At 61.6% G+C, this 22,136-nt stretch carries 17 protein-coding genes; 6 read left to right on the forward strand and 11 right to left on the reverse strand.

Annotated elements, in window-relative coordinates; all coding sequences use genetic code 11:
- Window positions 1-66: 66 nt before the first annotated feature.
- On the reverse strand, window positions 67-870 hold the full coding sequence (locus HV773_RS21265) for a 3-hydroxybutyrate dehydrogenase (protein WP_129562382.1): 804 nt from the start codon (window positions 868-870) through the stop codon (window positions 67-69).
- 238 nt (window positions 871-1,108) lie between these two features.
- Here HV773_RS21265 and HV773_RS21270 point away from each other — a divergent pair, with 238 nt between their 5' ends.
- Both HV773_RS21270 and HV773_RS21275 read left to right on the forward strand, forming a co-directional pair.
- Entirely contained in the window at window positions 1,109-2,080 is a 972-nt protein-coding gene (locus tag HV773_RS21270) for a potassium channel beta subunit family protein (protein WP_129562383.1), read from the forward strand.
- Between the two features lie 169 nt (window positions 2,081-2,249).
- A complete protein-coding gene (locus tag HV773_RS21275) occupies window positions 2,250-3,095 on the forward strand; it encodes a 23S rRNA (adenine(2030)-N(6))-methyltransferase RlmJ (RefSeq protein ID WP_129562384.1) in 846 nt (281 codons plus the stop codon).
- A 42-nt stretch (window positions 3,096-3,137) separates the two neighbouring features.
- Here HV773_RS21275 and HV773_RS21280 read toward each other — a convergent pair whose 3' ends face one another.
- The 3 genes from HV773_RS21280 to cueR form a co-directional block, all read right to left on the reverse strand.
- On the reverse strand, window positions 3,138-3,425 hold the full coding sequence (locus tag HV773_RS21280) for a hypothetical protein (protein ID WP_160113455.1): 288 nt from the start codon (window positions 3,423-3,425) through the stop codon (window positions 3,138-3,140).
- A gap of 239 nt (window positions 3,426-3,664) precedes the next feature.
- Window positions 3,665-3,811, reverse strand: coding sequence for a DUF3563 family protein (locus HV773_RS21285; protein WP_129562385.1), 147 nt, complete (start codon window positions 3,809-3,811; stop codon window positions 3,665-3,667).
- A gap of 328 nt (window positions 3,812-4,139) precedes the next feature.
- Window positions 4,140-4,556: a Cu(I)-responsive transcriptional regulator gene (gene cueR / locus HV773_RS21290; protein WP_129562386.1), complete on the reverse strand. Its 417-nt coding sequence runs from the start codon at window positions 4,554-4,556 to the stop codon at window positions 4,140-4,142.
- Between the two features lie 161 nt (window positions 4,557-4,717).
- Between cueR and HV773_RS21295 the strand changes: the two genes are divergently transcribed.
- Both HV773_RS21295 and HV773_RS21300 read left to right on the forward strand, forming a co-directional pair.
- Window positions 4,718-4,924, forward strand: a complete 207-nt coding sequence (locus HV773_RS21295; protein ID WP_129562387.1) for a heavy-metal-associated domain-containing protein — start codon at window positions 4,718-4,720, stop codon at window positions 4,922-4,924.
- Window positions 4,925-4,937: 13 nt separating this feature from the next.
- Window positions 4,938-5,855: a dTDP-4-dehydrorhamnose reductase family protein gene (locus HV773_RS21300; protein ID WP_129562388.1), complete on the forward strand. Its 918-nt coding sequence runs from the start codon at window positions 4,938-4,940 to the stop codon at window positions 5,853-5,855.
- A 125-nt stretch (window positions 5,856-5,980) separates the two neighbouring features.
- Here the strand turns inward: HV773_RS21300 and HV773_RS21305 are convergent, their stop codons facing one another.
- From HV773_RS21305 to imuA, 3 genes are read right to left on the reverse strand one after another with little or no spacing between them, the layout of a single operon-like run.
- Entirely contained in the window at window positions 5,981-9,508 is a 3,528-nt protein-coding gene (locus HV773_RS21305; protein ID WP_129562389.1) for an error-prone DNA polymerase, read from the reverse strand.
- Window positions 9,509-9,529: 21 nt separating this feature from the next.
- The gene (locus HV773_RS21310; RefSeq protein WP_129562390.1) at window positions 9,530-11,188 is read right to left on the reverse strand and encodes a Y-family DNA polymerase; all 1,659 of its coding nucleotides are present in this window, start codon (window positions 11,186-11,188) and stop codon (window positions 9,530-9,532) included.
- Window positions 11,070-11,927, reverse strand: coding sequence for a translesion DNA synthesis-associated protein ImuA (imuA, locus tag HV773_RS21315; protein ID WP_129562391.1), 858 nt, complete (start codon window positions 11,925-11,927; stop codon window positions 11,070-11,072). Before imuA ends, HV773_RS21310 begins: the two co-directional genes overlap by 119 nt.
- Window positions 11,928-12,473: 546 nt before the next feature.
- On the opposite strand from imuA, the gene HV773_RS21320 reads away from it, so the two are divergent.
- A complete protein-coding gene (locus HV773_RS21320; RefSeq protein WP_160113456.1) occupies window positions 12,474-13,157 on the forward strand; it encodes a response regulator in 684 nt (227 codons plus the stop codon).
- A gap of 274 nt (window positions 13,158-13,431) precedes the next feature.
- Window positions 13,432-14,412, forward strand: a complete 981-nt coding sequence (gene mauJ / locus HV773_RS21325) for a methylamine utilization protein MauJ (RefSeq protein ID WP_129562393.1) — start codon at window positions 13,432-13,434, stop codon at window positions 14,410-14,412.
- A gap of 748 nt (window positions 14,413-15,160) precedes the next feature.
- Here mauJ and HV773_RS21330 read toward each other — a convergent pair.
- From HV773_RS21330 to HV773_RS21345, 4 genes are all read right to left on the reverse strand, one after another.
- A complete protein-coding gene (locus tag HV773_RS21330; RefSeq protein ID WP_129562394.1) occupies window positions 15,161-15,412 on the reverse strand; it encodes a PAAR domain-containing protein in 252 nt (83 codons plus the stop codon).
- Window positions 15,413-15,617: 205 nt separating this feature from the next.
- Window positions 15,618-16,523, reverse strand: coding sequence for a hypothetical protein (locus tag HV773_RS21335; protein ID WP_129562395.1), 906 nt, complete (start codon window positions 16,521-16,523; stop codon window positions 15,618-15,620).
- The gene (locus HV773_RS21340; RefSeq protein ID WP_129562396.1) at window positions 16,501-19,488 is read right to left on the reverse strand and encodes a muramidase; all 2,988 of its coding nucleotides are present in this window, start codon (window positions 19,486-19,488) and stop codon (window positions 16,501-16,503) included. Before HV773_RS21340 ends, HV773_RS21335 begins: the two co-directional genes overlap by 23 nt.
- Window positions 19,489-19,553: 65 nt before the next feature.
- Window positions 19,554-22,058 carry a type VI secretion system Vgr family protein gene (locus HV773_RS21345; protein ID WP_129562397.1) on the reverse strand — a complete coding sequence of 835 codons (2,505 nt, stop codon included), beginning with the start codon at window positions 22,056-22,058 and terminating at the stop codon, window positions 19,554-19,556.
- Window positions 22,059-22,136 lie beyond the last annotated feature (78 nt).

Genomic DNA, 22,136 nt, shown 5'->3' on the forward strand with positions numbered 1-22,136 from the left:
CTCATCTCCGACCGCGCCCGATTCGACCCGCCCTTTCTTGCGCTGCGCCATGGCCGGTCCTCCGCGTTATTGCATGAACCAGCCGTGGCTCACCACGAACGACTGGCCCGTGAAGGCCGCGCTCGGGAATGCCGAGAGGAACAGCACCGTCTGCGCGACGTCTTCGACCGTCGTGAAGATGCCGTCCACCGTGCCGCCCAGCATCACGCGCTTGACCACTTCTTCCTCGGAAATGCCCAGTTCCTTGGCCTGCTCGGGAATCTGCTTTTCCACCAGCGGCGTGCGCACGAAGCCCGGGCAAACCACGTGCGAGCGCACGTTGTGCTTGCCACCTTCCTTCGCGAGCACGCGTGCGAGACCCAGCAGCGCATGCTTGGCTGCCACATACGCCGATTTGAGCGGCGACGCCTCGTGCGAATGCACCGAGCCCATGTAGATCACGACGCCGCCGCGATCGTCCTTGTACATGTGCTTGAGCACGGCCTTGGTGGTGAGGAATGCGCCGTCCACGTGAATGGCCTGCATCTTCTTCCAGTCGGAGAACGCGTAGTTTTCGATGGGGTTCACGATCTGGATGCCGGCGTTCGAAACGAGGATGTCGACCGGACCAAGCTCGGCCGCCACACGGTCGATGCCCTGGTTCACGGCCTCTTCGCTGGTGACGTCCATGGCCACGCCGATGGCCTTGCCGCCCGCGCCCTTGATCTCCTCGGCCACGGCGTCGGCGCCGCTCTGGTTGAGGTCAGCGATGGCGACCGCCGCGCCCGCCTGCGCGAGCGTGAGCGCGATTTGCTTGCCGATGCCGCTGGCCGCGCCAGTAACGACCGCAACTTTGCCATCGAGCTTCGTATTCAGAGTGAGAGACGACATCGAGCACCTCCAGGTAGTAGACGGAATGAGACCTCGGCGCGCGCACGCGGTCAAACCTGTCGAATGGCTTAAGGCTTTACCTACGCCATTCGGCCGGATGTTGCGCCGCGGCCAACCGCGCTATTGTGCATGAAGCCGAGCACCCCGCACGTCGGGGCGAACAATGTTGTCGCACCGCGAGTCCTCAGCACACCCGCACAGATCATGCTAAGTTTGGCCGCTCTACAAGGAGGCGTTCATGAACTATCGGCGACTGGGCCGCTCGGGCCTGCAAGTCAGCGAACTGTCCATCGGCTCGTGGGTCACCTACGGCAATCAGGTCGACCACAATCTCGCGCGCGAATCGCTTGCTGCGGCGCGCGACGCGGGCGTCAACTTCTTCGACAACGCCGAGGCTTATGCCGGCGGCAAATCGGAGGAAATCATGGGCCAGGCGGTCAAGGAACTCGCTTGGCCGCGCGTGAGCTACGTGGTGTCCACCAAGTTCTTCTGGGGCTTGAACGAGGCGCCCAACCAGTATCACACGCTCAACCGCAAGTACCTCATGAACGCCATCGACGGCTCACTCAAGCGGCTGCAACTCGATTACGTCGACCTGGTATTCTGCCATCGCCCCGATCCGAACACGCCCATCGAGGAAACCGTCTGGGCCATGAGCGACATGATCTCGCGCGGCAAGGCGCTCTATTGGGGCACTTCGGAGTGGAGCGCCGACGAAATTCGCTCCGCGTGGGACATCGCGGAACGACATCATCTTCACAAGCCCGTTATGGAGCAGCCGCAGTACAACCTGTTTCACCGCCGCCGCGTGGAAAACGAATACCAGCGACTTTACGAGGACATCGGTCTCGGCCTCACCACCTGGAGCCCGCTCGCCTCCGGGCTGCTCACAGGCAAATATCGCGGCGGCGTGCCGGCCAGCAGCCGCGCCCAGTTGCAGGGCTACGACTGGCTGCGCAAGGAGGTCACCGACGCCGACAAGAACGAGATCGTCGGCAGACTCGCGGACTTCGCCAAGGAACTGGACTGCACGGTGGGCCAGCTTGCACTCGCGTGGATTCTCAAGAATCCGCACGTGAGCACGGTGATTACCGGCGCGTCGCGCGTCGAGCAAATCGGCGAAAACATGCTGGCGCGCGAAGTGGCGCAGAAGATCACGCCCGAAGTGAAGGAAAAAATCGAAGCGATAGTCGGCGACAGCTACGATTAAGGCGCGCTGCGCGCACGAAGATCGGAGTGATGCGTCGGGCCAAAGCGCTGGCGTGGTACCGCGGTTGTACAATACGCGACCTCGTCGGCGCGCCCGCCTGCATTACCAGGCCGCACTCGCACTTGCCTGCATTTTTTTCGATCCCCACCGACCTCGCGTCCGCCCCATCATGCTGAGCTACCGTCACGCCTTTCACGCCGGCAATCACGCCGATGTCCTCAAACACGCCGTCGTCGTGCAGTTGCTGCAATACCTCGGCAAGAAGGACAAGGCGTACTGGTACATCGACACCCATGCGGGCGCTGGCGCCTATGCGCTGCGCGAAGGCTACGCCACGAAGAACGCCGAGTTCGACACCGGCATTGGCAAGCTCTGGGGCCGCACCGATCTGCCGGCGATGCTGGCCGAATATGTCGATGAAGTCGCGGCGCTCAATCCCGACGGCGAGTTGCGCTTCTATCCCGGCTCGCCTTATCTCGCCTGGCGGCTGATGCGCGAGCAGGACCGCATGCGTTTGTTCGAATTGCACAGCACGGAGATCGACGTGCTGCGCCACCGCTTTCGCGATGCGGGCCGCCGCGTGATGATCCACGCGGGCGACGGCTTCGACGGCATCAAGGCGCTGTTGCCCCCGCCGCCGCGCCGTGCGCTCGTGCTGATCGACCCGTCGTTCGAAGACAAGCGCGATTACGCACGCACCATCGCGTGTGTTGAGGAAGGGCTTGAGCGCTTTGCCACCGGCACTTACGCGGTCTGGTATCCGCAAGTTACGCGGCCCGAATCGCAGCGCTTTCCCGAGCAGTTGAAGCGCATCCAGGAAAAGAACTGGCTGCACGTCTCGCTCTCGGTCAGCCGTCCGCCCGAAGACGGTTTCGGGCTGTTCGGAAGCGGCATGTTCATTCTGAATCCGCCCTACACACTCGCCGCCACCCTCAAGGAAACCATGCCGTGGCTCGTCAAGACGCTTGGTCTCGACGATGGTGCGCAGTTCAAGATCGAATCGCGCGGCGACTGAAATTCACGCCCCCGGCGCGACGCTGCATGATGCGCGTCGCCACTATTGCGGCGTGGGTCTCGGCATCGGCCGAGGCGGCCGTCCACCGCCACCCGGCACCTCGACATAGGGCGAGACAATGATCGGCACCTGCGAGTTGTCCGCGCCCGTCCCGTTCAGCGTGGGCAACGACTGGGTCTGCACCATCGGTTGAGACGAAAGCGGTGCGTTCTGCAGCACCGTGCCCGATTGGCCGTCGCTAATGCCGTGCTGCGTATCCAGAATCAATGGTTTGCCGCCTGCATACGCTCCTGCGCTCGCCAGCGTTGTCGCCAGAACGGCGCTCGCCATGAGCGCGTGGCTCGTCCACCTGCGACGAGAACGATTTGACTTCATGAGCACCCCCGATCAATGCGTCTCTGGTTCTATACAAGACGCTATATCGGCATGTCGCAAAAAGACTTTACCTTGCCACCGTGGCAGGGTTCAGACTGCCTCGCGTGAGCACCGGGGGATGCCGAAACCGGCCCAGAAATGACAAAGCCCCGCCAGATGCGGGGCTTGTGACAGTGCGGAATTCTGCTGACTGCTTAGCGCGTGTAGCCGTGCATTTCGATCAAACGGATGCGTTGCTCGAGTTGCACGAGGTCTGCGGACGTCGAGAGATACGCTTCACGGCGACGACGCTCTGCAGTTTCAAACCAGTTGCTCAGCTTTTCAAGAAGGTATGCAAACATGATGTGTTCTCCAAGGATTGGTGTATCCCCGGTGGATTTGCATCAGGGATTACCCTCGTAAGGGATAACCCGCATTATAACGATTACAATCGGCTTGGCTAGTGAATTGATCGAATGCGGTGCATTCCATTCTGGAATGGCGCATCAGAGTGTTTTGTACAACATCATGATTTATCGGCAAATTTCCCTGCAACTCCGGCAAACTCACGCGCATCTTGCACTGAAACGCACCAGAATTGTGCAGCGCATCGCGAAAGTTGCGACAATTTGCCAGCATGGGTTGCACCTCCGGGCTTCGCTCCGCATCCAATCCGGCTCGCTGGCCGGCTCAGGCTGTGGCGTCGTGCCCCACCGGTTCCGGGTCGGCAAGCCGTTCGATGATCGGGCAGTCCGGCCGCTCGTCGCCGTGGCAGTGGGCCGCCAGATGCTTGAGCGTGTCACGCATCTGCGTGAGTTCGGCAATGCGCTGGTCGAGTTCGGACACGTGTTCGAGCGCGATCGCCTTGACCTCGGCGCTCGCGCGCGAGCGGTCATGCCAGAGCGCGAGCAGGCGCCGGATATCTTCGACAAGAAAACCCAGGCGCCGCGCCTGGCGGATGAAGCGCAGCGCGTGCACCTCTTCCATGCCGTAGACGCGGTAGCCGGACTCCGTGCGCCCCTTCGGCGCGAGCAGGCCGACGCTCTCGTAATAACGGATCATTTTTGCGGTGACGCCCGATTCGCGCGCCGCTTCGCCGATATTCATGCTGTGCCCCTGAATTACTTTCAATGATTCGATGCTATACCTTCCCACGATGGGAAGGTATAGCATCCTCTCAGCCTGGTCACCAGCAAGGTCAGTCACTGGCAAAATCCGGCCACGGCCCCATTTGCCACTTATCCGCTCTCTTCCAGAAGGAAAACACCATGATCCAGTTCAACGTCGAAGGCATGAGCTGCCAACACTGCGTCGGCGCCGTCACGCGCGCGATCCACGAACACGATGCCGCCGCGAAGGTCGAAATCGATCTGGCCTCGGGCCGCGTGAGCGTCGAATCGAAGCAAAGCGCCGAGGTGCTCAAGGCCGCCATCGACGAGGCAGGCTACACCGTCACCGGCACGGCCGGCGCCTGACGCGAGGCGCGCCATGTTCAAGGTTGCCGTAGCAGGCGCTTCCGGGCTGCTCGGGCGCGCGCTCGTGCGTGAGCTTGCGGCCGGAACGGACTGGCAGGTCGTGTCCACCGCGTTCAGCCGCGTAGGTGCGGGGCAAGTACCGCTCGACGTGCGCGACGCCCGCGCGGTCGACGCATTCGTCGCCGGCGAGGCGCCCGACGCCATCGTGATTGCCGCTGCCGAGCGCCGCCCCGACGTGTGCGAGCACGACCCGGCGGCGGCGCGCGCACTCAATGTCGACGCCGTGCGCAGCATTGCCGCCGCAGCCAGGCGGCGCGGCGCGTGGGTGCTGTCGATCTCCACCGACTACGTGTTCGACGGGGCGCACCCGCCCTATCGACCCGACGCCGCGCCGAACCCGCTCAACGCCTACGGCCGCAGCAAGCTCGAAGGCGAGCGCGCGCTGCTCGACGCCACCGACAACGCACTGGTGCTGCGCCTGCCGCTGCTGTACGGTCCGATCGTCGACTGGCAGGAATCGGCGGTTACGAGCCTCGTGCCGGCGATCCGCGCGTCGGCGCGGGCTGACGCCGCGCCCGCGGTGATGGACGCCTGGGCCACGCGCTACCCGACCTTCACGCCCGACGTCGCGTTCGTGATTCGCGAGTTGCTGACGCGCTGGGCAGACGGCAACGCGGTGTGCGGCATCGCGCAATGGTCCGGCGACGAGCCGATGACCAAATACGACATCGCGCAACGCATTGCGCGAGCGCTCGGCATCGAGGCGCAACTCGTCGCGCAGACGGCGCCCACGGACGCGACGCCGCGTCCGCGCGATTGCCACCTCGACTCGGGGCGGCTCGAAGCGCTGGGGATTGGGCGGCGCACGCCCTTCGACGCAGGCATTCGCGCGGTGCTCGATGCGTTCATGCGCGACGGCGCGACACCATAGCCGACACAGTACGCGCTGCAAGCGCCCGGCAAACCGCAAACCGCCGGGCGCGCGCAACCCGGCTCCATTGCATGCTGTGCATGCATGGCGTCGCTGCCCGGCGCCCCTCCCTGGCCAATGCCCGCTCAGTGAAAATCGCGGCTCTGGGTCGCAAGCCGTCCGAGCAGCCGGCTGTGATCCTCCAGCCGATGCGCGACCAGATGCACGACCTCGCCCTCGCGCTGCACGACACCCGCCACCGCCAGCAGCGACGCCCCGAGCAGTTCCCTGCGTTGCGACTCCACGAGCGCCGCGTGCACGATCACGTTGACCGAGCCGGTTTCGTCCTCGAGCGAGACGAAGATGGTGCCGTTCGCCGTGCCGGGCCGCTGCCGCACCGTAACGATGCCGCACACGCGCGCAAGCATGCCGTGGCGGCACTGCGCCAGTTGCGCCGCGCTGCGAAAGCGCTGCTTCGCCAGCCCCGGCCTCAGCAGTTCGAGCGGATGGCGGTTGAGCGTGAGCCGCAGGCTCGCGTAGTCGGCGACGATCTCGGCCCCCTCCGAGGCGCGCGGCAATGCGAGCCGCGCCTCGGCCACGGGCGCATCGCGCAATAGCGCGGGCACCGCATGCTGCGCGGTCACAGCCCACCACGCCTCGCGCCGATGCCCCGCGATGCTCGCGAGCACATTGGCCGCCGCGAGCGCCTCGAGTTCCCGGCGCGTGAGCGCGGCACGGCGCGCGAGATCGTCGACGTCGACGAACGGCGCACGCGCACGCGCGGCCATCACGCGCTGCGCGGCATCCTCCGAAAAACCCTTGATGAGACTGAAGCCCAGGCGCACCGCCGGACCTCTGCGCCCGTAATGCCGGGACGGCAGCGCGACGCGCGCATGCACGATGCGCTTGAGACCGTGCATGAACGGACGGCGCTGCTTGCGCCCGTCATCGCAGTCGCGCAAACCGTCGCGCTCCCAGCCACGCCCGCCGCCATTGCCGGCGTCTGCGCCCATCGCGCCGTTGTGCATGCGCGCGAACACGGCGGCACTCAACAGCGCGCGATAATGCCCCACCTCGGCGCAACGCGCTTGCACGCCATCGGCATCGAGCCGCACGCCTGGCTGGCCGCGCACCTCCAGCACCGACGCCCAGTCGCTCAGCGCGATATCGGGCGCGCGCACCAGCACGCCATGCCGCTTTGCATCCTGCACGAGCTGCGACGGCGAATAGAACCCGAGCGGCTGACTGTTCAGCAGTCCGACAAGAAACGCAGCGGGTTCGTAGCGCTTGAGCCATGAGCTCGTGTAGACGAGCAGCGCAAAGCTCGCCGCGTGGCTCTCCGGAAAGCCGTAGTCGCCGAAGCCCTCGATCTGCTTGCAGATGCGGTTCGCAAAACCCTCCGAGTAGCCCTTCCTCAACATCCGCTGCTTGAGGTCGTCCTGATAAGGCCGCAGATCGCCATCGCGCCGCCACGCGGCCATCGCGCGGCGCAGCTTGTCGGCTTCCTCGCCGGTGTAGTCGGCGGCGACCATCGCGAGATGCATCACCTGTTCCTGAAAAATCGGCACGCCCAGCGTGCGCTCGAGCACCGGGCGCAAGTCCTCTTTCGCGTACTCGACCTTTTCGTCGCCATGTCTGCGCTTCAGATACGGATGCACCATGTCGCCCTGAATCGGCCCGGGCCGCACGATCGCCACCTGGATCACGAGGTCGTAGTACTCGCGCGGACGCAAACGCGGCAGCATGCTCTGCTGCGCGCGCGACTCGATCTGAAACACGCCCACGGTGTCCGCGTGGCAGCACATCTCGTAGACCGCCCGATCCTCGCGCGGAATGTCCTGCACGCGATATTCCGGCAACCCGAGCCGAAGCGCAACGCATTCGAGCGAGCGCCGGATCGCCGAAAGCATGCCGAGCGCGAGCACGTCCACCTTCAACAGACGCAGCGCATCGATATCGTCTTTGTCCCATTCGATCACGTAGCGGTCCTTCATCGCCGCGTTCTCGATCGGCACGAGGCGCGAGAGCTTGTCGCGCGCGATCACGAAGCCGCCCACGTGCTGCGAGAGATGACGCGGGAAGCCGCGCAGTTCGCGTGTGAGGCGAATCAGTTGCTGCGTGACGTGCGAGTCGGGCGAAAAGCCCGCTTCTTCCAGATGGCTCGCGATCGAATCGGGTCCGTCCCACCATTGATGCGCGCCCGAGAGTTTCTCGAGAAGCGCGTTGTCGAGACCGAGCGCCCTACCCACGTCGCGCAGCGCGCTGCGCGAACGGTATGTGATGAGCGTTGCGGCCAGCGCAGCGCGGCGCGTGCCGTACTTGCGATAGATGTACTGAATGACCTCTTCGCGCCGCTGATGCTCGAAGTCGACGTCAATGTCTGGCGGCTCGTTGCGCGCGCGGGACAGAAAGCGCGCGACGAGCATGTTCATGCGCACCGGGTCGATCTCCGTGATGCCGAGGCAGTAGCAGATCACCGAGTTCGCCGCCGAGCCGCGCCCCTGGCACAGAATATTCTGCGAGCGCGCAAAGCGAACGATGTCGTGCACCGTGAGAAAGTACTTTTCGTACTTCAGCTCGGCGATCAGTCCCAGTTCTTCTTCGATCTGCTTGCTGCGCTTCTCGTTCAGGCCGTCAGGCCAACGCTCGGCGACGCCCTTCATCACGAGCGCGCGCAGCCACGAGGCGGGCGTCTCGCCCGCAGGCACGAGCTCCTCGGGATACTCGTAGGCCAGCTCGCTCAGGCAAAACGTGCAGCGACGCGCGACTTCGAGCGTCGCATCGAGCGCATCGCGCGGATACAGCGCGCCGAGCCGCACGCGCGAGCGCAGATGGCGCTCGGCATTCGGTTCCAGCGCGCGGCCGCACGACGCGAGCGGCTTGCCGATACGCACCGCGCTCAGCGTGTCCTGCAACGGCTTGCGCGAGCGCGCGTGCATCAGCACGCCGCCCGCCGCGACGAGCGGCAGACCGCTTTCCTGCGAGACGTGGCGCAGCACTTCGATCTGCGTGTCGTCGCCGCCCGTTTGCCAGAGTTCGAGCGCGAGCCATGCGCGCTCGGCCGCGAAACCCGCGAGCCAGTGCGCGGCGCGCAGCGTCTGCGCAAGCGTGGCCGCGCGCTGGGGCACGAGCAGCAGCACGCAGTCGCGCAGATGCTTTAGATGCACGAAGTCCGGCTCGGGATCGGTGAAGTCGGACGGATGCACGCGGTAGTGGCCTTTGTCCGCGCGCGAGCGCGCGAGCGTGATCAGCTCGCACAGGTTGCCGTAACCCTCGCGATTCATCGCGATTGCAACAAGCGTGCAGAACGGCGCGCCGCTTTCATCGACGAGATTCAACTCGCTGCCGATCAGCAGATGCAGCGAGGGGACGAACGGGCCGGGCGCCGGCACGGCACCGGCCGCCGCGGCATGGTCATGCGCCTTTTTGCGCGCTTCGTCGTATTCGTTGAGCGCGCTATACGCGCGCACGATGCCGGCGAACGAGCATTCGTCGGTAATCGCGAGCGCGCGATAGCCGTGACGGATCGCCTGCTCGACCAGCTCGCCCGGGCACGACGCGCCGCGCAAGAACGAGAAGTTGCTCAGGCAGTGCAGCTCCGCATAATCGGGCAGCGCCGATCCCGGCGAATAAAGTTGTGCAGGCAACGATGTGCCAGCCCCACTGTTCGACATGATGCTGAAGATGAAGCGGCGTTAGCCAAAAAGCCCTTGCAGATACCACTGCCCGCCAATGCGCTCGCGGTACAGCCAGAACATGCGCCCCTGGTCGTCGGCGGCGACGTAGTAGTCGCGCCCGACGCCCTCGCCGTCCCACCAGCCCGCCTCGATGCGCTCGGTGCGCGTGAGCGTCTTGAGCGGCCGCCGATAAACCGGCCGGTCGCCGCGCATCGCGAGCTTGAGCGGCTTTTCGAGCAGCCATGCCGGGCGGGGCTGCGACGGCAACGGCACCTCGGGCAAATCGAAGGCCGTCTGTACGGGCGCGGCTTCCTGCTGCGCGTCGGATCGAGCGCCCGCCTTGCGTGAATCGCGCGGCTTGCGCGCAGCCGTCCGGCGCGCGCCCGCGCTGCGGTTCGTACGCCAGGTTCGCGCCGACATCGCCTGTTCGGGCCGGTGATCGTCCTCGACGAACAACTGCAGCACGTTCTGCTCGCCGATGCGCGCGCCAATGCGCTCGAACAGTTGAGCGAGCGACGCATCCGACGCCTCGGGCGAGGGAAACAACGTGTCGGTGGGCGGCGCATACGCGCTCACCTGATCGGCGACAAGCGCAAGGCCGATCACAGGCGCGGACAGCGCGGTCTGATTGAGCTTCTCGCGCAACAGCCACAGCAGATGCTCGGCATCGCGCGAAGGCGCAGCCCACGATAGTGCGAGGCTCGACGTGCGCGGCGCATGGCGCGACGCCAGCTCGTGCTCGAGACGCAGCTCGAAGCCGCTCAGAGCGCCATGCTGGACGGCCAGCCAGCCGGCCAACTGCAGCACGAGACGGCGCGCGGCAAACAGCAGCGCCTCGGCGCTCTCCACGCGCGCCTGCAATTCGAGCGAAGCATGAAACGACGGCGGCGCAGCAAACCAGGCGCGCGGATCGGGTGCCTCGCCGCGCGCCTGCGCGAGCCAGGCGAGCACGCCGTCGCCGAAGCGGCGCACGATGCCGTCGCGCGGCAGCCGCCGCAAATCGCCGAGCGTCGCGCAGCCGATCTGCGTGAGCGCCTGCTCGTGCTGCGCGGCGAACGGCGCGAGCGCGACCGGCAACGCATCGAGCGCGCGCACGAGCGTAGTGTCCTTGAGCACGCGAAAGCGCCGCGCCGCGTGCGCTCCGGCGCTCGCGCGCGCCTGCGCTAACGCCCACGCGCCCCAGGCGGTGGGCGCGCAGGCGATGCGCGCGGCGTGGCCGCAACTGGCCACCGTGGCCGCCACCTTGGCCAGCAACGCGCGCACGCCACCGAAAAGACGCAGCCCGGACCCGACTTCGAGCAAAAGCGTATGCGACTGCGCGAGCGACACCTTTGGCGTGTAGACGAGCAGCGCGAGCGCAAGCGCCTCGAACGCGCGCACCTCGCGCGCCGCATCGGGCTCGAGCAACACGAGCCCCGGCGCGAGCGCAAGCGCATGAGCGCGCGTGCTGCCCGGCTGCACGCCGAGACGAAACGCGTCGAGATCGGCGATCAGAATGCGCGCGTGATCGGCTAGCGCGTAGCAGCGCGCGCTCAGCGCGTCCTCCCCCGTGGCCTCGTCAGGTCGACTGGCCCGCGGTGACTCCAGTGCTGACGCCAGCGCTGGCGACGTGAGCGGCACGGGCGGCCTCACGGCCTCCAGCGGCAACAACGGCAAGGTGACGGCGATCCACAACATGATTGATCCCGGGCCACGGCGTGGCCGGCAATGCGCCCGGCTGGGGCAGCACCGACTCCTGCAGCGGCAAAGTGATGACGAGTGGCTGGGCGGGCGGCGGCCCGCGACGCTTGAAAATATCGACGGACACAGCGGTGAGCTGCATCCATTCACGGCGATTCAGACGCGCATCCTCGGGCGGCGGCACCGGCGTACAGACCATGCGCAGCGGCGCCGGCGACGACTGGCTGCGCGCAGCGGGTGGACGCATCAGAAACGCCAGCGACTGCGAATCCTGCGCGGCGACCTGCAAACGCCGCAGGGCATCGGCGCGCACCCTCGACTGCCAGAGCAGCACGGCGCCGATGCCGTCCTGCTTGAGCGCCTGCTCGGCGGCCCACGGCGCCTCGGCCTCGCTCGCGCGCACCCAGATCAGGCGCTCGAGCGCGATTCCCCACGCCTTGAGTGCGCACGCGTACGGCCGCCACGGCGGCGCGACGAGCAGTACGTGCCGCCCGGCCCGCGCAGTGAGCATGCGCAGCACAGGCGCGACGAGCCGCATCTCGCCGATGCCGCCCTGCTCGACGAGCAGCTCGGTCAGGCTGCCCGCAGGCCAGCCCGCGCCAGGCAACTGGGCATCGAGCGCGGCATGGCCGCTCGCCACCGTGCGCTCGCCCGCGTGCGCGAGCTGATTGCCCTGCCAGACCCGGCTTTGCAGCCGGGGCGGCAGGTGTGCCGCCGCAAACTGGAATGCCGCCATGATTGCGCTCTGGAAAAAGGGAATAGAACGCCCTGCCCAACACGAAACGGGGCATGACAGGATTGTCGACGCGCATGAAAGACCTCGCCGATACCTGTATATTTATACAGTATTTGACGGGGTTGGGGAAGCGGATGTGTTCATCCCCCCAAACTTCGATCTGTCTTGCAGCAGCGCATGATTGCGCACCGCCAGATGGAGCATCCCTGCAAGACCCGCATGATTAAATTCCCATCCGTTCGATGCGCGTTTGCATCTCGCCTCGATATCGCCTCATGAAACTGGCGACATTTTCGAAAAATTCCTCTTCAAGAGTAATTACACAGCTGAAAGCATATTTGCTACGCATAAAAATAAATCCGCGTAGAAATAATCTTATTTATTGACCCCGCGATATTTGACAGAGTGCTCCACAGCCCCTTATTTAACGAGGAAATTTCGCTCCCGCAGGAAAGCGCCGTGATCGGGAAGAGAAAAGAGATGCAGCGAATCCGCGCAATCAGGTCACGAATAAATCGAAATACAAATATCACAGGAGTGCTAATCTTGACGCATCATAAAAACCCCACTGATACTCTCGATCGCGTCCGCATCATTATTGCCGATGACCATCCCATCGTACGACTGGCCGTTGCCGCAACCTTTACGAGCCTGCCTGGTTATGAGATTGTCGCGCTCGCAAAATCGGGACTCGACCTGCTGAGCGCATTGTACAAAAACCACTGCGATCTGATCGTTACCGATCTCGCAATGTGCTGGGATGCTCCCGAAACGGATGGCATGGCGCTGATCCGGTGGCTCAGATTCAAATATCCGGCCATCCCCGTTGTCGTCTTCACGATGACAACGAGCATCAGCATAATCAGAGAACTAATACAGGCACGCGTTGCTGGAATCGTCACCAAAGACGAGCCGCTGAGCGAACTCACGAAGGTCTGTCAGTATGCGCAGTCCGGCAGCAAAATCGCCGTCTCCGATATGGTCGCGCGAAGGCTTTCGGCATCTGCCCCGCCAGCAGAGATCAAGCGCAAACTTGCGCTTTCCCGCAAGGAACGCGAAATCGTCCAATTAATCGCGCGCGGCATGTCACTAACCGAAATTGCGCGCCGCTCTGGCCGAACGACGTCTACGATAGGCACTCAGAAAATGGCGGCGATGCGCAAACTGCACCTGACATCCAACGCCGAGCTGATTCAGTATGCAATGCTTCACGGGCTGGCCAGTTCTTGAGGCAACTCGCCCCCAGCCGCGCAAAAAGAAAAAGGGCTTAGCATGCGCTAAGCCCTTGAATATCGTGGTCGGAGCGATAGGATTCGAATCTGCTCAGAACCACGGTGCAATAAGGCTCTCCGGGGAATGCGTCAGGGCATTCCGCCGTGTCGATTGACACAGTTTCGCAGAGTGTAGCATGGGCTCTCTTGGTGGTTTGGGCAATTAGTACAATGTAGGAATTCTCGACTGTGCGTCGAAACAGTCGGCTCCCCGACCCCAAGGGAAAACCACTATGGCCGATTTGCTTACTGAGACAACCGGGACTACGGCATCGATGCCGAGACCCAGCGTAAACGACCGGGTAACAATCACCATCGTGCCGATTTTTGATGATCGGCCGAAAGCATCTCCGACCGGAACACAGGGCACTTACGAAGCCATATTCGTTCTAGGCGTGCCGGGGACTGCGCTGTTCCAAGAGGCGCTTGACATTCCCGAATTGCTGAAGTCGGGGGACTCGCTCCTGACGATGCCCAAGGATTCCGTCAAGGTTGAATGCCTTATCCAAGGCGACGGGCCTGTTGCAAAGATCAGCTTCTTGCCGAACGCGGAAAACCGACTGGCACAAGCTGAGATGACATTCGATGCCGCTTCTTTTGACGCCGCGGAGGAAATTGCATGGAATCTGATAAGCAATATGCTCAGTGTCTGGTCGTTCCGGCACGACACCGCAGTCGATATTAGTGGGTATCAAATTCGGGAAACGGCGTCACAAGTTCTGCGGGCTAACTTTGGTATTGTCGGAGCCCCTAAGACACTTGACATCAATTTTGGAGGCCCCTCCACCGCCGAACGTCGAGCACTCCTCGCCGCGTACCGTGAGGGGATAAACGCCACAAATCCTTTCTATCAATTTCTCTCGTTATTCAAAGTGGTCGAAGGCGTTCACAAGCTACGCACGCACAGGCGGAAGACTCAAAAAAATAAAGGGGCTGGAACCAGCGAGGCTGTTGAACGGTTCCCCGCCGATGTTTCTGCATTCCCGGAAGGCCTTTCGAGCTTTGCGGCGCGGCTTTCGGGTAAACGCTACAACGCTGTCATAGATGACATGCGTGCAACGGTCAGGAATGCATTGGCGCACTTGAACCCGCTGGATAGTCATCTTATGGCAGACAAGTACAGCGACGTTAAACGGTGCCTCGGACATATACCACCGCTCAGGTATATCGCTCGGCAGATGCTGCTGGCAGAACTTCAAACGCCCATACTTTGATGGATAGCCCCGCCTTGGAGAAAACTGCCGGTTGAGGCGGTATGGGCAATTACCAGTAGCAGCGTTCGTAGCGCATCGCGTTATTACAGACTTTGCACGATTGCGTGAGTCCACTGCGACGGCTCAGTGCCCACATAGAACGCGCTACGACGCCCGTTTGCTTCGTCGGGCTCATGGTTAAGTGACCTGCCCACATCTGAATCGGTACTTCGCCATCCGGCCGTGGTATTCGGTTGAGAGACATTCCCCACCGCGTTCACGCGCGCGATCCTGAATCGGTTTGAGGCTGCCTCGATAACGGCGTCTGTCAGCGACTCTCTGGCTCGCACACTTCGCGCACCAATGCCCATCCAGAACCGTTGCGGCCGACATCTCAAATCTGTGGTCCGCCGCACAGACGAAACGGTACTTTGCCCGCGTGCCCTGATACTGCGTGCTCAGGCACTGACCGCCAGCGAGACGGGCAGTGTCATGCAGACGCGCCATGGTCTGCTCAGTCCAGCATTGCTCGCATACCAGTGCGCCGCGCTGCCCGCGCAGGCGACGTATGAGACTCGCTCCGGACTGGGAGGAAATGTGCTGGTTCGCGCAGCAGAAGCGGTGTTGCTCCCACACCCCAAGCCACTCCCGCTCCAGCAGGGTAAATCCGTCGGCAGCAAGATAGGCCCGAATCCTTGAGATGCGATCATTCGCCGTTGCCATACAGACTGCGCGTGTTACCGGTTGCACTCGACCATGACATTGTGCCCTACACCAGACTGGATATCAGATGACATCCGCATGTTGCCCGATGCCCATGCCGGGCAATCGGGATACCCCCGTCCGTCATAGACTCATCGCCTTCGATAATGACATTCGGTTTGGTATCCGGGTGTTTCGGGCACGATACTTCATCACCCTTGCGAGCGACAAAGCGGCCATCGAAACTCATTGTTGAAGATGCCGTAATGACCTTGCCTCCGTGGTCAGTATCGTCGTCAAGGCGAATAAGATTCATCATTTTTTCCACAATCCATTTCTGAAATATCCAAGCCTTATCGTTATCGATATGACGCTTATATTTGCAGGGTCATTTCACATGCAGCCAATTACTTGACATGTCCCGCCCGCACACACTCCCTCCAAAGAAAATTCATTTGGCGAAAACATCCAATCAATTCAATAGCATGAAAGTGATAGTGATAGGCGGGTTAAAAATTCACACATCAGCGACAATAATCCACATCTTCACAACGAAGCCATTTTTCTACTTTTTTACCACGGGGCGACACGTAGTCCGCGAGCCAATATCGGCCGTCATTTGATTTTTTCACCAAACTCACGACATCCCCTTTAATCAAATAAGATTTCTCGACCCCCGCACCTTCAGGGGAATTGAAAAAATATGCCCGATTATTAACAATCACCCTATCATTCACCCCCCGAGCGTCACTGCCACTTTGAATCCCGGGACCAATTATTTTCTCAATTGCCCTCAACAGAACTGGATCATTGGATATTTCCTTGCTCATATAAATAGCTGACAATCTGGAATTATCCTCAGGTGTCAAAAAATCACCACGACCAAGAAGTAGCAATATCGAAATTGAATACGCGTTTAAAGGGGCACTCAACGCAGGGAGATTAAATCTCACAATCCCTTCAATAAATTCATTGACTTCTTTTTTAGTCAACCTGCTATTTGGCTGCACATCGATGCTTTCGACCTTCCCAAGATGGAGTGTTGTTTGAACAATGCCAATTGACACAAGCGCCCCTCGATCTGGAATCACATAATTATATGTAACACTCCCCTCCATACCGCCCGAATTTACAACAACTGACAGAAAACCCATATCACTTGCTTTGACAGACGGAAGATCATCGGCAACATAGGTATAGATCAATGGGCTTTTCCCTCCGTCCACCCTCAGTTTTATGGTCAAAGGGTTGACCCGCATTCCGTCCGAATTGCTACCTTCCGTAACGGAATAATCCCCTTCATACGTTTGACCATTGAAAAATTTCCCGTGCACGGATTCCGCTCTCGCAGCACCAGACGCAACGAATATCCAGAACACAAGCGAAAACAGGAATCTTATTCCTGAATCAAATTTTCGATTTCTTTTCATTAACAGCCTCCACAGCTTTCCGGATGCCTTCCGAGTGCCCTTTGTAAAATTTAGTCCCATAAAGAGTACTTTTTTCAATTTGATAATCATCAAAGACCAATCCCGGGTTCGTTGTGCATTTTTGCGCCCCGAGCAATTTTGCCAGCTTATTCAATGCAACAAATCTATCATCCACATGATTGAAGCCACCGTTGACCGCAACCGTAATAGCATAAAAATCATTCATATCCGCCTTTGGATTAATATCTCCCCAATGGCTTCCCTGCCTCCAATACCAACATGCGGAGTGAGTGGTATGCTCAACACTGCAGCTTACTTTGTCCGGACTAGTCCCAATGGCTGGATCTGCAACAAATTTTCCATAGGCAATATAATTTGCATCATGAGTAAGCTGAATCAAACCTCGACCGTGGAAATTTGATCCACCATGATAATTATTCCAACCAGAAGGTATCGATCCATCCCTATTGCGATATTCTTCATTTGTCCTGAGCTCATCGCATTCATGAGACATTTGAGACAAAAAATGTACCTTTCTAACACAAGTCATCATGTCATTTTCACGCATGTACTTATTCAGCAATCCAAGAAATTTGCCTTTATCAAACCCACGCACTGACGTATCGTGAGCCGCATGAAAAAGCCCCTTCGACTTGACATCTGCTGGCAAGAGTAAATCCAGTTCTTCCTCGGTAATATCTTTATTACAGGAACAAGTACTTTGCAGGAAATTCCCGATCAACCCGATCGGATGCAAGTGATACACGACCGGCGAAGCCGGAAATCCCTTCACCGTACTGACCTTGTCCCACCACTGCAGCTTCGTGATCCGTTCCAGCTCACTCTGCCAGATGTCCTTGTGCTCCTTCATCAGCGACGACAGCTCGTCCCACTTGCCCATGCTGCCGCCCCATTCGCTCTCGTAGCGCACGATCAGATGCGAAAGCGCCTCGGACAGCCATGGCGTGCCCTGTGCCTGCGCTAGTTCCACCGCCGTGATCGTGCCGTTGCCATCATGGTCGATCGCCTTCTCAAGCTTCGTGATCAGCGGGCTGCCGCTCACATCCAGCGCGGTCGGCTTGAACTCCTGCTCTTCGCTGTCGAACAGCTCCCGCTTGACATAGAGGGATCGCTTGAACGCGTCCACGATCGAGACGCTGCTGTTATCGACGATCTCGAACCCTGGCCACTGCCACGGGCTCTGCCATGCAACGTTCGGATGATCCTTGCCGCAAACCCAGCCGGTCGTGCTCTCGCCTTTGCCAGTCCCGACCGTGATTTCCCACCATTTATGCTTCTGGTCGTCTTCCGTCGAGTGGAGCTGCTGCAACTCGCCCGGTGTGAACACATCCTGAAACGTGGTTGCCGGTCCCTGCGCGTTTGCGATCTTCAGCGGGAAATCCGCCCATCCCGTGATACCGCCGGCTGGCACCACCTGACCACTCAGATTTCGCTCGACCCACACCGGCTGGCCTTCCGGTGTGCCCTGCACCTGGTGTGACGACGCATGCCCGTGCCCGTGCGCGGCAGGAGCCGGCATCCGCGTGGGCTGTACTTTCGCCCACCGGCCGCTCGTCGACGCACCCGCGACAGGCAGGAGCTTCAGCCCCTGCCCAACAACCTGGCCGGGCCTCGGAAGCGTGACGAGCTTCGCGCCCGGCGAGACAACCAGCATGGTCTTCGCCGAATCCGGCGCATTTTTTGCCCGCGCCGCGCTTTTCTCGATGAATGCCTTGAGCTTGTCGCCCGCAAAGACTTCAAGATGCAGCAGTGGCCGGGAAGCCTGCGGTGGCAGTTCAGATGTGTCTCTGTAGCGCAGATAGTGGCCGGGATACCCAACCTTGTCGCCCGCCTTGACGGAGACGGGTGGGTCGAGCACGACCACCGTGTCGAGCGGATTCGGGATCGTCTCCGGATCGAGTTCACCGAGAAAGACCCAGCCGGTCGCTGCCGCCGCTGGCGCATCCTCTCCTGCGACTTTTCCGACCGGTGTACCTTTCAGCACCTTCGAGATTCGTGCCCAGCCTTGGCCCGCCGTGCCCGCGACAGTGATTTCACTGCCCTGCGGTAGCAGGCCGAGAATCTTGCACCGGCTGTCGGGAAGTTCGCGGATATGGAGACCAGTAATGACGGGGACCGCCGTGGGCGCCCGGTAATTGTTGCGGATCAGATCGCCGATCGGGTCGTCTCCGGCGACCGGCTGCCCGGCTGGCTCGGTCTGTTTGTCGCGTGCCTTGCTGCCGACGGTAAACTTCTGGTCGCCTTTCCAGTACGGCATGCGCTGGACCGTGGGTGTCCCCTTGTGGGCCGCCGCGTCCTTCTCCGCAGAGTCGTAGTGCGCCCAGTCGAGCAGGTGCATGTACAGGCTGTAGAACTCCAGCACTTCGTCGGCGGGTGGCGGGGCGTTTGACGCTGCCGTGGACGTCGATGATGCAGACGAAGCCGGCGTGGCTGAAGGGGAAGAAGATGAAGCGGGACTGTGTGCACCAGTAGACGACGCGCCTGAGGCCCCTTGCGCACCCGAGGGCGCAGGGGACGATGCGGCCGGTTTTGGTGCTGCGGGCATGACGAGTTTGTGCCGTACCAGTACGAAACTGGTCGAGTACAGGGCCTTGTGGCCGTCCGGGTAATCGAGTTCGGGATACTTGCTGTCGAGCCGGTATGCAACGATCTCGCCATCGGCGATCACGCTCACACCCGCATCCTGCCTGAGCATGCCGGCCGTTTTCTCGTCGAAATGGATGCCGCCGTGCCAGATGCCGTTCGCACCGAGCGGATAGAACCCGTCTTCGGCCTTGCCAAGTGCGTCCAGATAGGGTTGCGGGCTCCCCGTCGCCTTGTCGTTGTTCGGCGCAAACGGATAGCTCCATTTCAGCGGTAGTCGTGCCGGCTGCGCCTGCGTGGCATTCGGCGCGGTCGTGGCCGCAGGAGCGGTCTGGGGCTGCGTGGGGCTCTGTGTACTCATGGTGTGCGCTGGCGTTCTTCTGGTTCAGCCGTATCGTAATTGTCGGGTGCTGGTCTGGGCCGCTTCTAGCCCGAGTAATCGAGCAGATGCCCCGGCTTCGATGCCAGGTTGCCAGGCGTGGCCAGTGTGTTCGCCAGCGTCGACGACGACGCCGAAGGCTTGTCCCACGACGCACACTTCTCGAGAATCTGGCCCGCGGTCCCGTTCTCGATCAGGTTCGGCCCGATCTTGATGTACGAGCCGCCCGCGCCAATCCACACCTCCTTGTCCGCTGTCAGCACAAGCCGCCCGTTTGCGCTTGTGATCGTCAGGTCCTTCAGCGCGCTCAGGGACATCGCATCGGTCTGTGCCTGGAGCTCCACCTTGCCCTTCGCTGCAAACAACCGGATGCCCGCGTTCTGCACGAACAGACTGATCTTCTCCGCGACGCTCACGATCAACGACTTGCCGGTGGCGACCTGGGTGTTCTGGCCGCTCACGATGTTCACGTGCTGGTCGGCCGTCACCTGTGTCGACTGCTGCGTGGAAATCGCGACGCCCGCCGGGCTCGCCATCAGCAGGACCGGCTTCGCGAAGCCATTGGCGTTACCCATGCCGCCTCCCGCAGTCTGCCCGCCCGAGGCATTGGCCGCCACGCTGTGCTGTGTGGCGTCGGTGAACGCCTTGAGCGCGTCCTGCCCGGGTTGCAGACTCTCCGCCCGCCCCGCGACGCTGGCCTGCGACAGCGTTTCAACCAGCGCCTCCGCACTTACCAGTTGCTGGCTTGCCTGTGTCGCGTTCAGCGGCTGCGCCACCGAAGCAGGATGGGTCGAGACGTAGAGCCCCTGACCGGCGCGAATCGCACCGTACGCATCCGATTTCAGATCAAAGCCGTTGCCGAGAAATGCCCCACGCGTGTTGTCCGAGTGCTGCACCAGATACCCCAGATGCAGGTGTGACTGGCTGCTCGTCGAGTACAGGTGAACGCGATTCTGCGCCGTCGAGTCATCGAAAAGCAGATGGTTATAGCCATTACCCCCGTATTCCTTCGACCGGTGCCCCGACAACAACCCGTTGGTATTCCAGATCGGCGGCGTCGAGCCTCCATACATGCGGCTCAGGATCACGGGGCGGTCGCAGTCTCCGTCCATGAACCCGACGATGACTTCATCGCCCGTGCGCAGCGGGAAATGGCCACCCCGGCGCGATCCGGCGTCGGGAAACGCCGCCCGTATCCAGCACGAAGACTGCTCGTTGCGTTCGTTGCGGCGATTCCAGGGCAGCCACACTTTCACGCGGTTCAATGAGTCCGTATAAACCTCTTCCTTCTGCGGCCCCGCCACGATACCCGACTGCAACTGCATGACCGGCTTCACGTGCTCGAATGGGCTCCTGAACGCCACCCGGCGCCGCTGGGCCTCGATGCGAACATGGAAAAACCCTTCGCTGCCATCTTCATGACCGACCGCGTCGCCCAGCTTCGAGGCCACGGCCTGCGCGACTTCAGCACCGAGGCCACCCGGCAGTTCAACCACGCCGGACGCACCCGGCAAGTTGTTGCGGATGGTCCACTCCACCGAGAGGATCGCAAACTCCCGGTCCTGTTGCGGCTCCGCATCATGCACGGGGTGATTCGCCAGGTCGAACCAGTAACCCGGCATCGCACTGCGCAGGCCGCCCACACCCACGAATCGCTTCATGCGCGACAGCCGCTCCTCCAGCCGTACCGACAGCAACCGCTCACGCTGTGTGCTGTCCGAGCCGCGGTAGGCACCGGTGTAGTCGTATATCTCGCCGTGCGCAGGCAGGTCGCCGGTCGGGCCGCTCGCCTCATTGGGCTGCGCTTCGTGCTTGTAGTCGAACGTGCGTGTGGTGAGTTGCTCACTGTCGATCTGCAGCCGCTCGTTCCACTGCGTCAGGCCATCCGTTTCCTGACCGACACCATGGCGGGCAAACCGAACCGTTCGGTCGCGAAGCTGCGGTACCGCATACAGGTCGTCCGTCAGCATCAGCGTGTGTGATTTGCCATTCGATGCCTGCTCGAAATAACCAAAGACACCCACTTCTTCCAGATTGCGATGTACGAAATTCCAGTCGGATTCGTATTGCACACGGTTCGAATACGACGGCAGGGGGCGGTATGTCACGAACCGGTATGCGCCTTTCGCCTGCTCGTGCTCATTGAACACATCGCTGAGAATCTGTTCCAGTGGCTGCTCCTGCCAGTCGCGCATGTCGCGCCTGAGCCGCAGGAAGTACATCCACGACGAGAACCGAAGCTGATAAAAAATCAGTGTCCCGTCAGATCCGAGGCGACTGAACTGGTGAACGTAGCCATGATGGGGCTGATAGCTCCCATCGGTCTGCTGTATCCACAGCGTGACGGGCTGGCCGATCAGCGCTTTGAGCTTGATCTGGCTGCCATGCGTGCTGACGGCATCGACCACGAACTCGTAATCCCTGCCAAGACGCGAGAAGCCCCGCACCTGCAAGGGAACGAGCCAGTCGGCACCGAGCGGGGTATCCAGCCTGACCAGCCGGTTGGTCTGCACATATCCACTGCGCAGTGTATTCAACAGCACGTTGCTCATCCCGTTTCCCCGATCTGGGTCTGAAGAAACCGCTCTTTCACGACGCATGCCGCTTGGGCGCGGATACAGTCAAAATAA

This window comes from Paraburkholderia caffeinitolerans (assembly GCF_902859945.1).
GTDB lineage: Bacteria > Pseudomonadota > Gammaproteobacteria > Burkholderiales > Burkholderiaceae > Paraburkholderia > Paraburkholderia caffeinitolerans.

Excerpts from the sequence above, each read along its gene's own strand:
- HV773_RS21265 (WP_129562382.1), bottom strand. The coding sequence starts at position 870 with ATGTCGTCTCTCACTCTGAATACGAAGCTCGATGGCAAAGTTGCGGTC.
- HV773_RS21270 (WP_129562383.1), top strand. The coding sequence starts at position 1,109 with ATGAACTATCGGCGACTGGGCCGCTCGGGCCTGCAAGTCAGCGAACTG.
- HV773_RS21275 (WP_129562384.1), top strand. The coding sequence starts at position 2,250 with ATGCTGAGCTACCGTCACGCCTTTCACGCCGGCAATCACGCCGATGTC.
- HV773_RS21280 (WP_160113455.1), bottom strand. The coding sequence starts at position 3,425 with ATGGCGAGCGCCGTTCTGGCGACAACGCTGGCGAGCGCAGGAGCGTAT.
- HV773_RS21285 (WP_129562385.1), bottom strand. The coding sequence starts at position 3,811 with ATGTTTGCATACCTTCTTGAAAAGCTGAGCAACTGGTTTGAAACTGCA.
- cueR (WP_129562386.1), bottom strand. The coding sequence starts at position 4,556 with ATGAATATCGGCGAAGCGGCGCGCGAATCGGGCGTCACCGCAAAAATG.
- HV773_RS21295 (WP_129562387.1), top strand. The coding sequence starts at position 4,718 with ATGATCCAGTTCAACGTCGAAGGCATGAGCTGCCAACACTGCGTCGGC.
- HV773_RS21300 (WP_129562388.1), top strand. The coding sequence starts at position 4,938 with ATGTTCAAGGTTGCCGTAGCAGGCGCTTCCGGGCTGCTCGGGCGCGCG.
- HV773_RS21305 (WP_129562389.1), bottom strand. The coding sequence starts at position 9,508 with ATGTCGAACAGTGGGGCTGGCACATCGTTGCCTGCACAACTTTATTCG.
- HV773_RS21310 (WP_129562390.1), bottom strand. The coding sequence starts at position 11,188 with ATGTTGTGGATCGCCGTCACCTTGCCGTTGTTGCCGCTGGAGGCCGTG.
- imuA (WP_129562391.1), bottom strand. The coding sequence starts at position 11,927 with ATGGCGGCATTCCAGTTTGCGGCGGCACACCTGCCGCCCCGGCTGCAA.
- mauJ (WP_129562393.1), top strand. The coding sequence starts at position 13,432 with ATGGCCGATTTGCTTACTGAGACAACCGGGACTACGGCATCGATGCCG.
- HV773_RS21330 (WP_129562394.1), bottom strand. The coding sequence starts at position 15,412 with ATGATGAATCTTATTCGCCTTGACGACGATACTGACCACGGAGGCAAG.
- HV773_RS21335 (WP_129562395.1), bottom strand. The coding sequence starts at position 16,523 with ATGAAAAGAAATCGAAAATTTGATTCAGGAATAAGATTCCTGTTTTCG.
- HV773_RS21340 (WP_129562396.1), bottom strand. The coding sequence starts at position 19,488 with ATGAGTACACAGAGCCCCACGCAGCCCCAGACCGCTCCTGCGGCCACG.
- HV773_RS21345 (WP_129562397.1), bottom strand. The coding sequence starts at position 22,058 with ATGAGCAACGTGCTGTTGAATACACTGCGCAGTGGATATGTGCAGACC.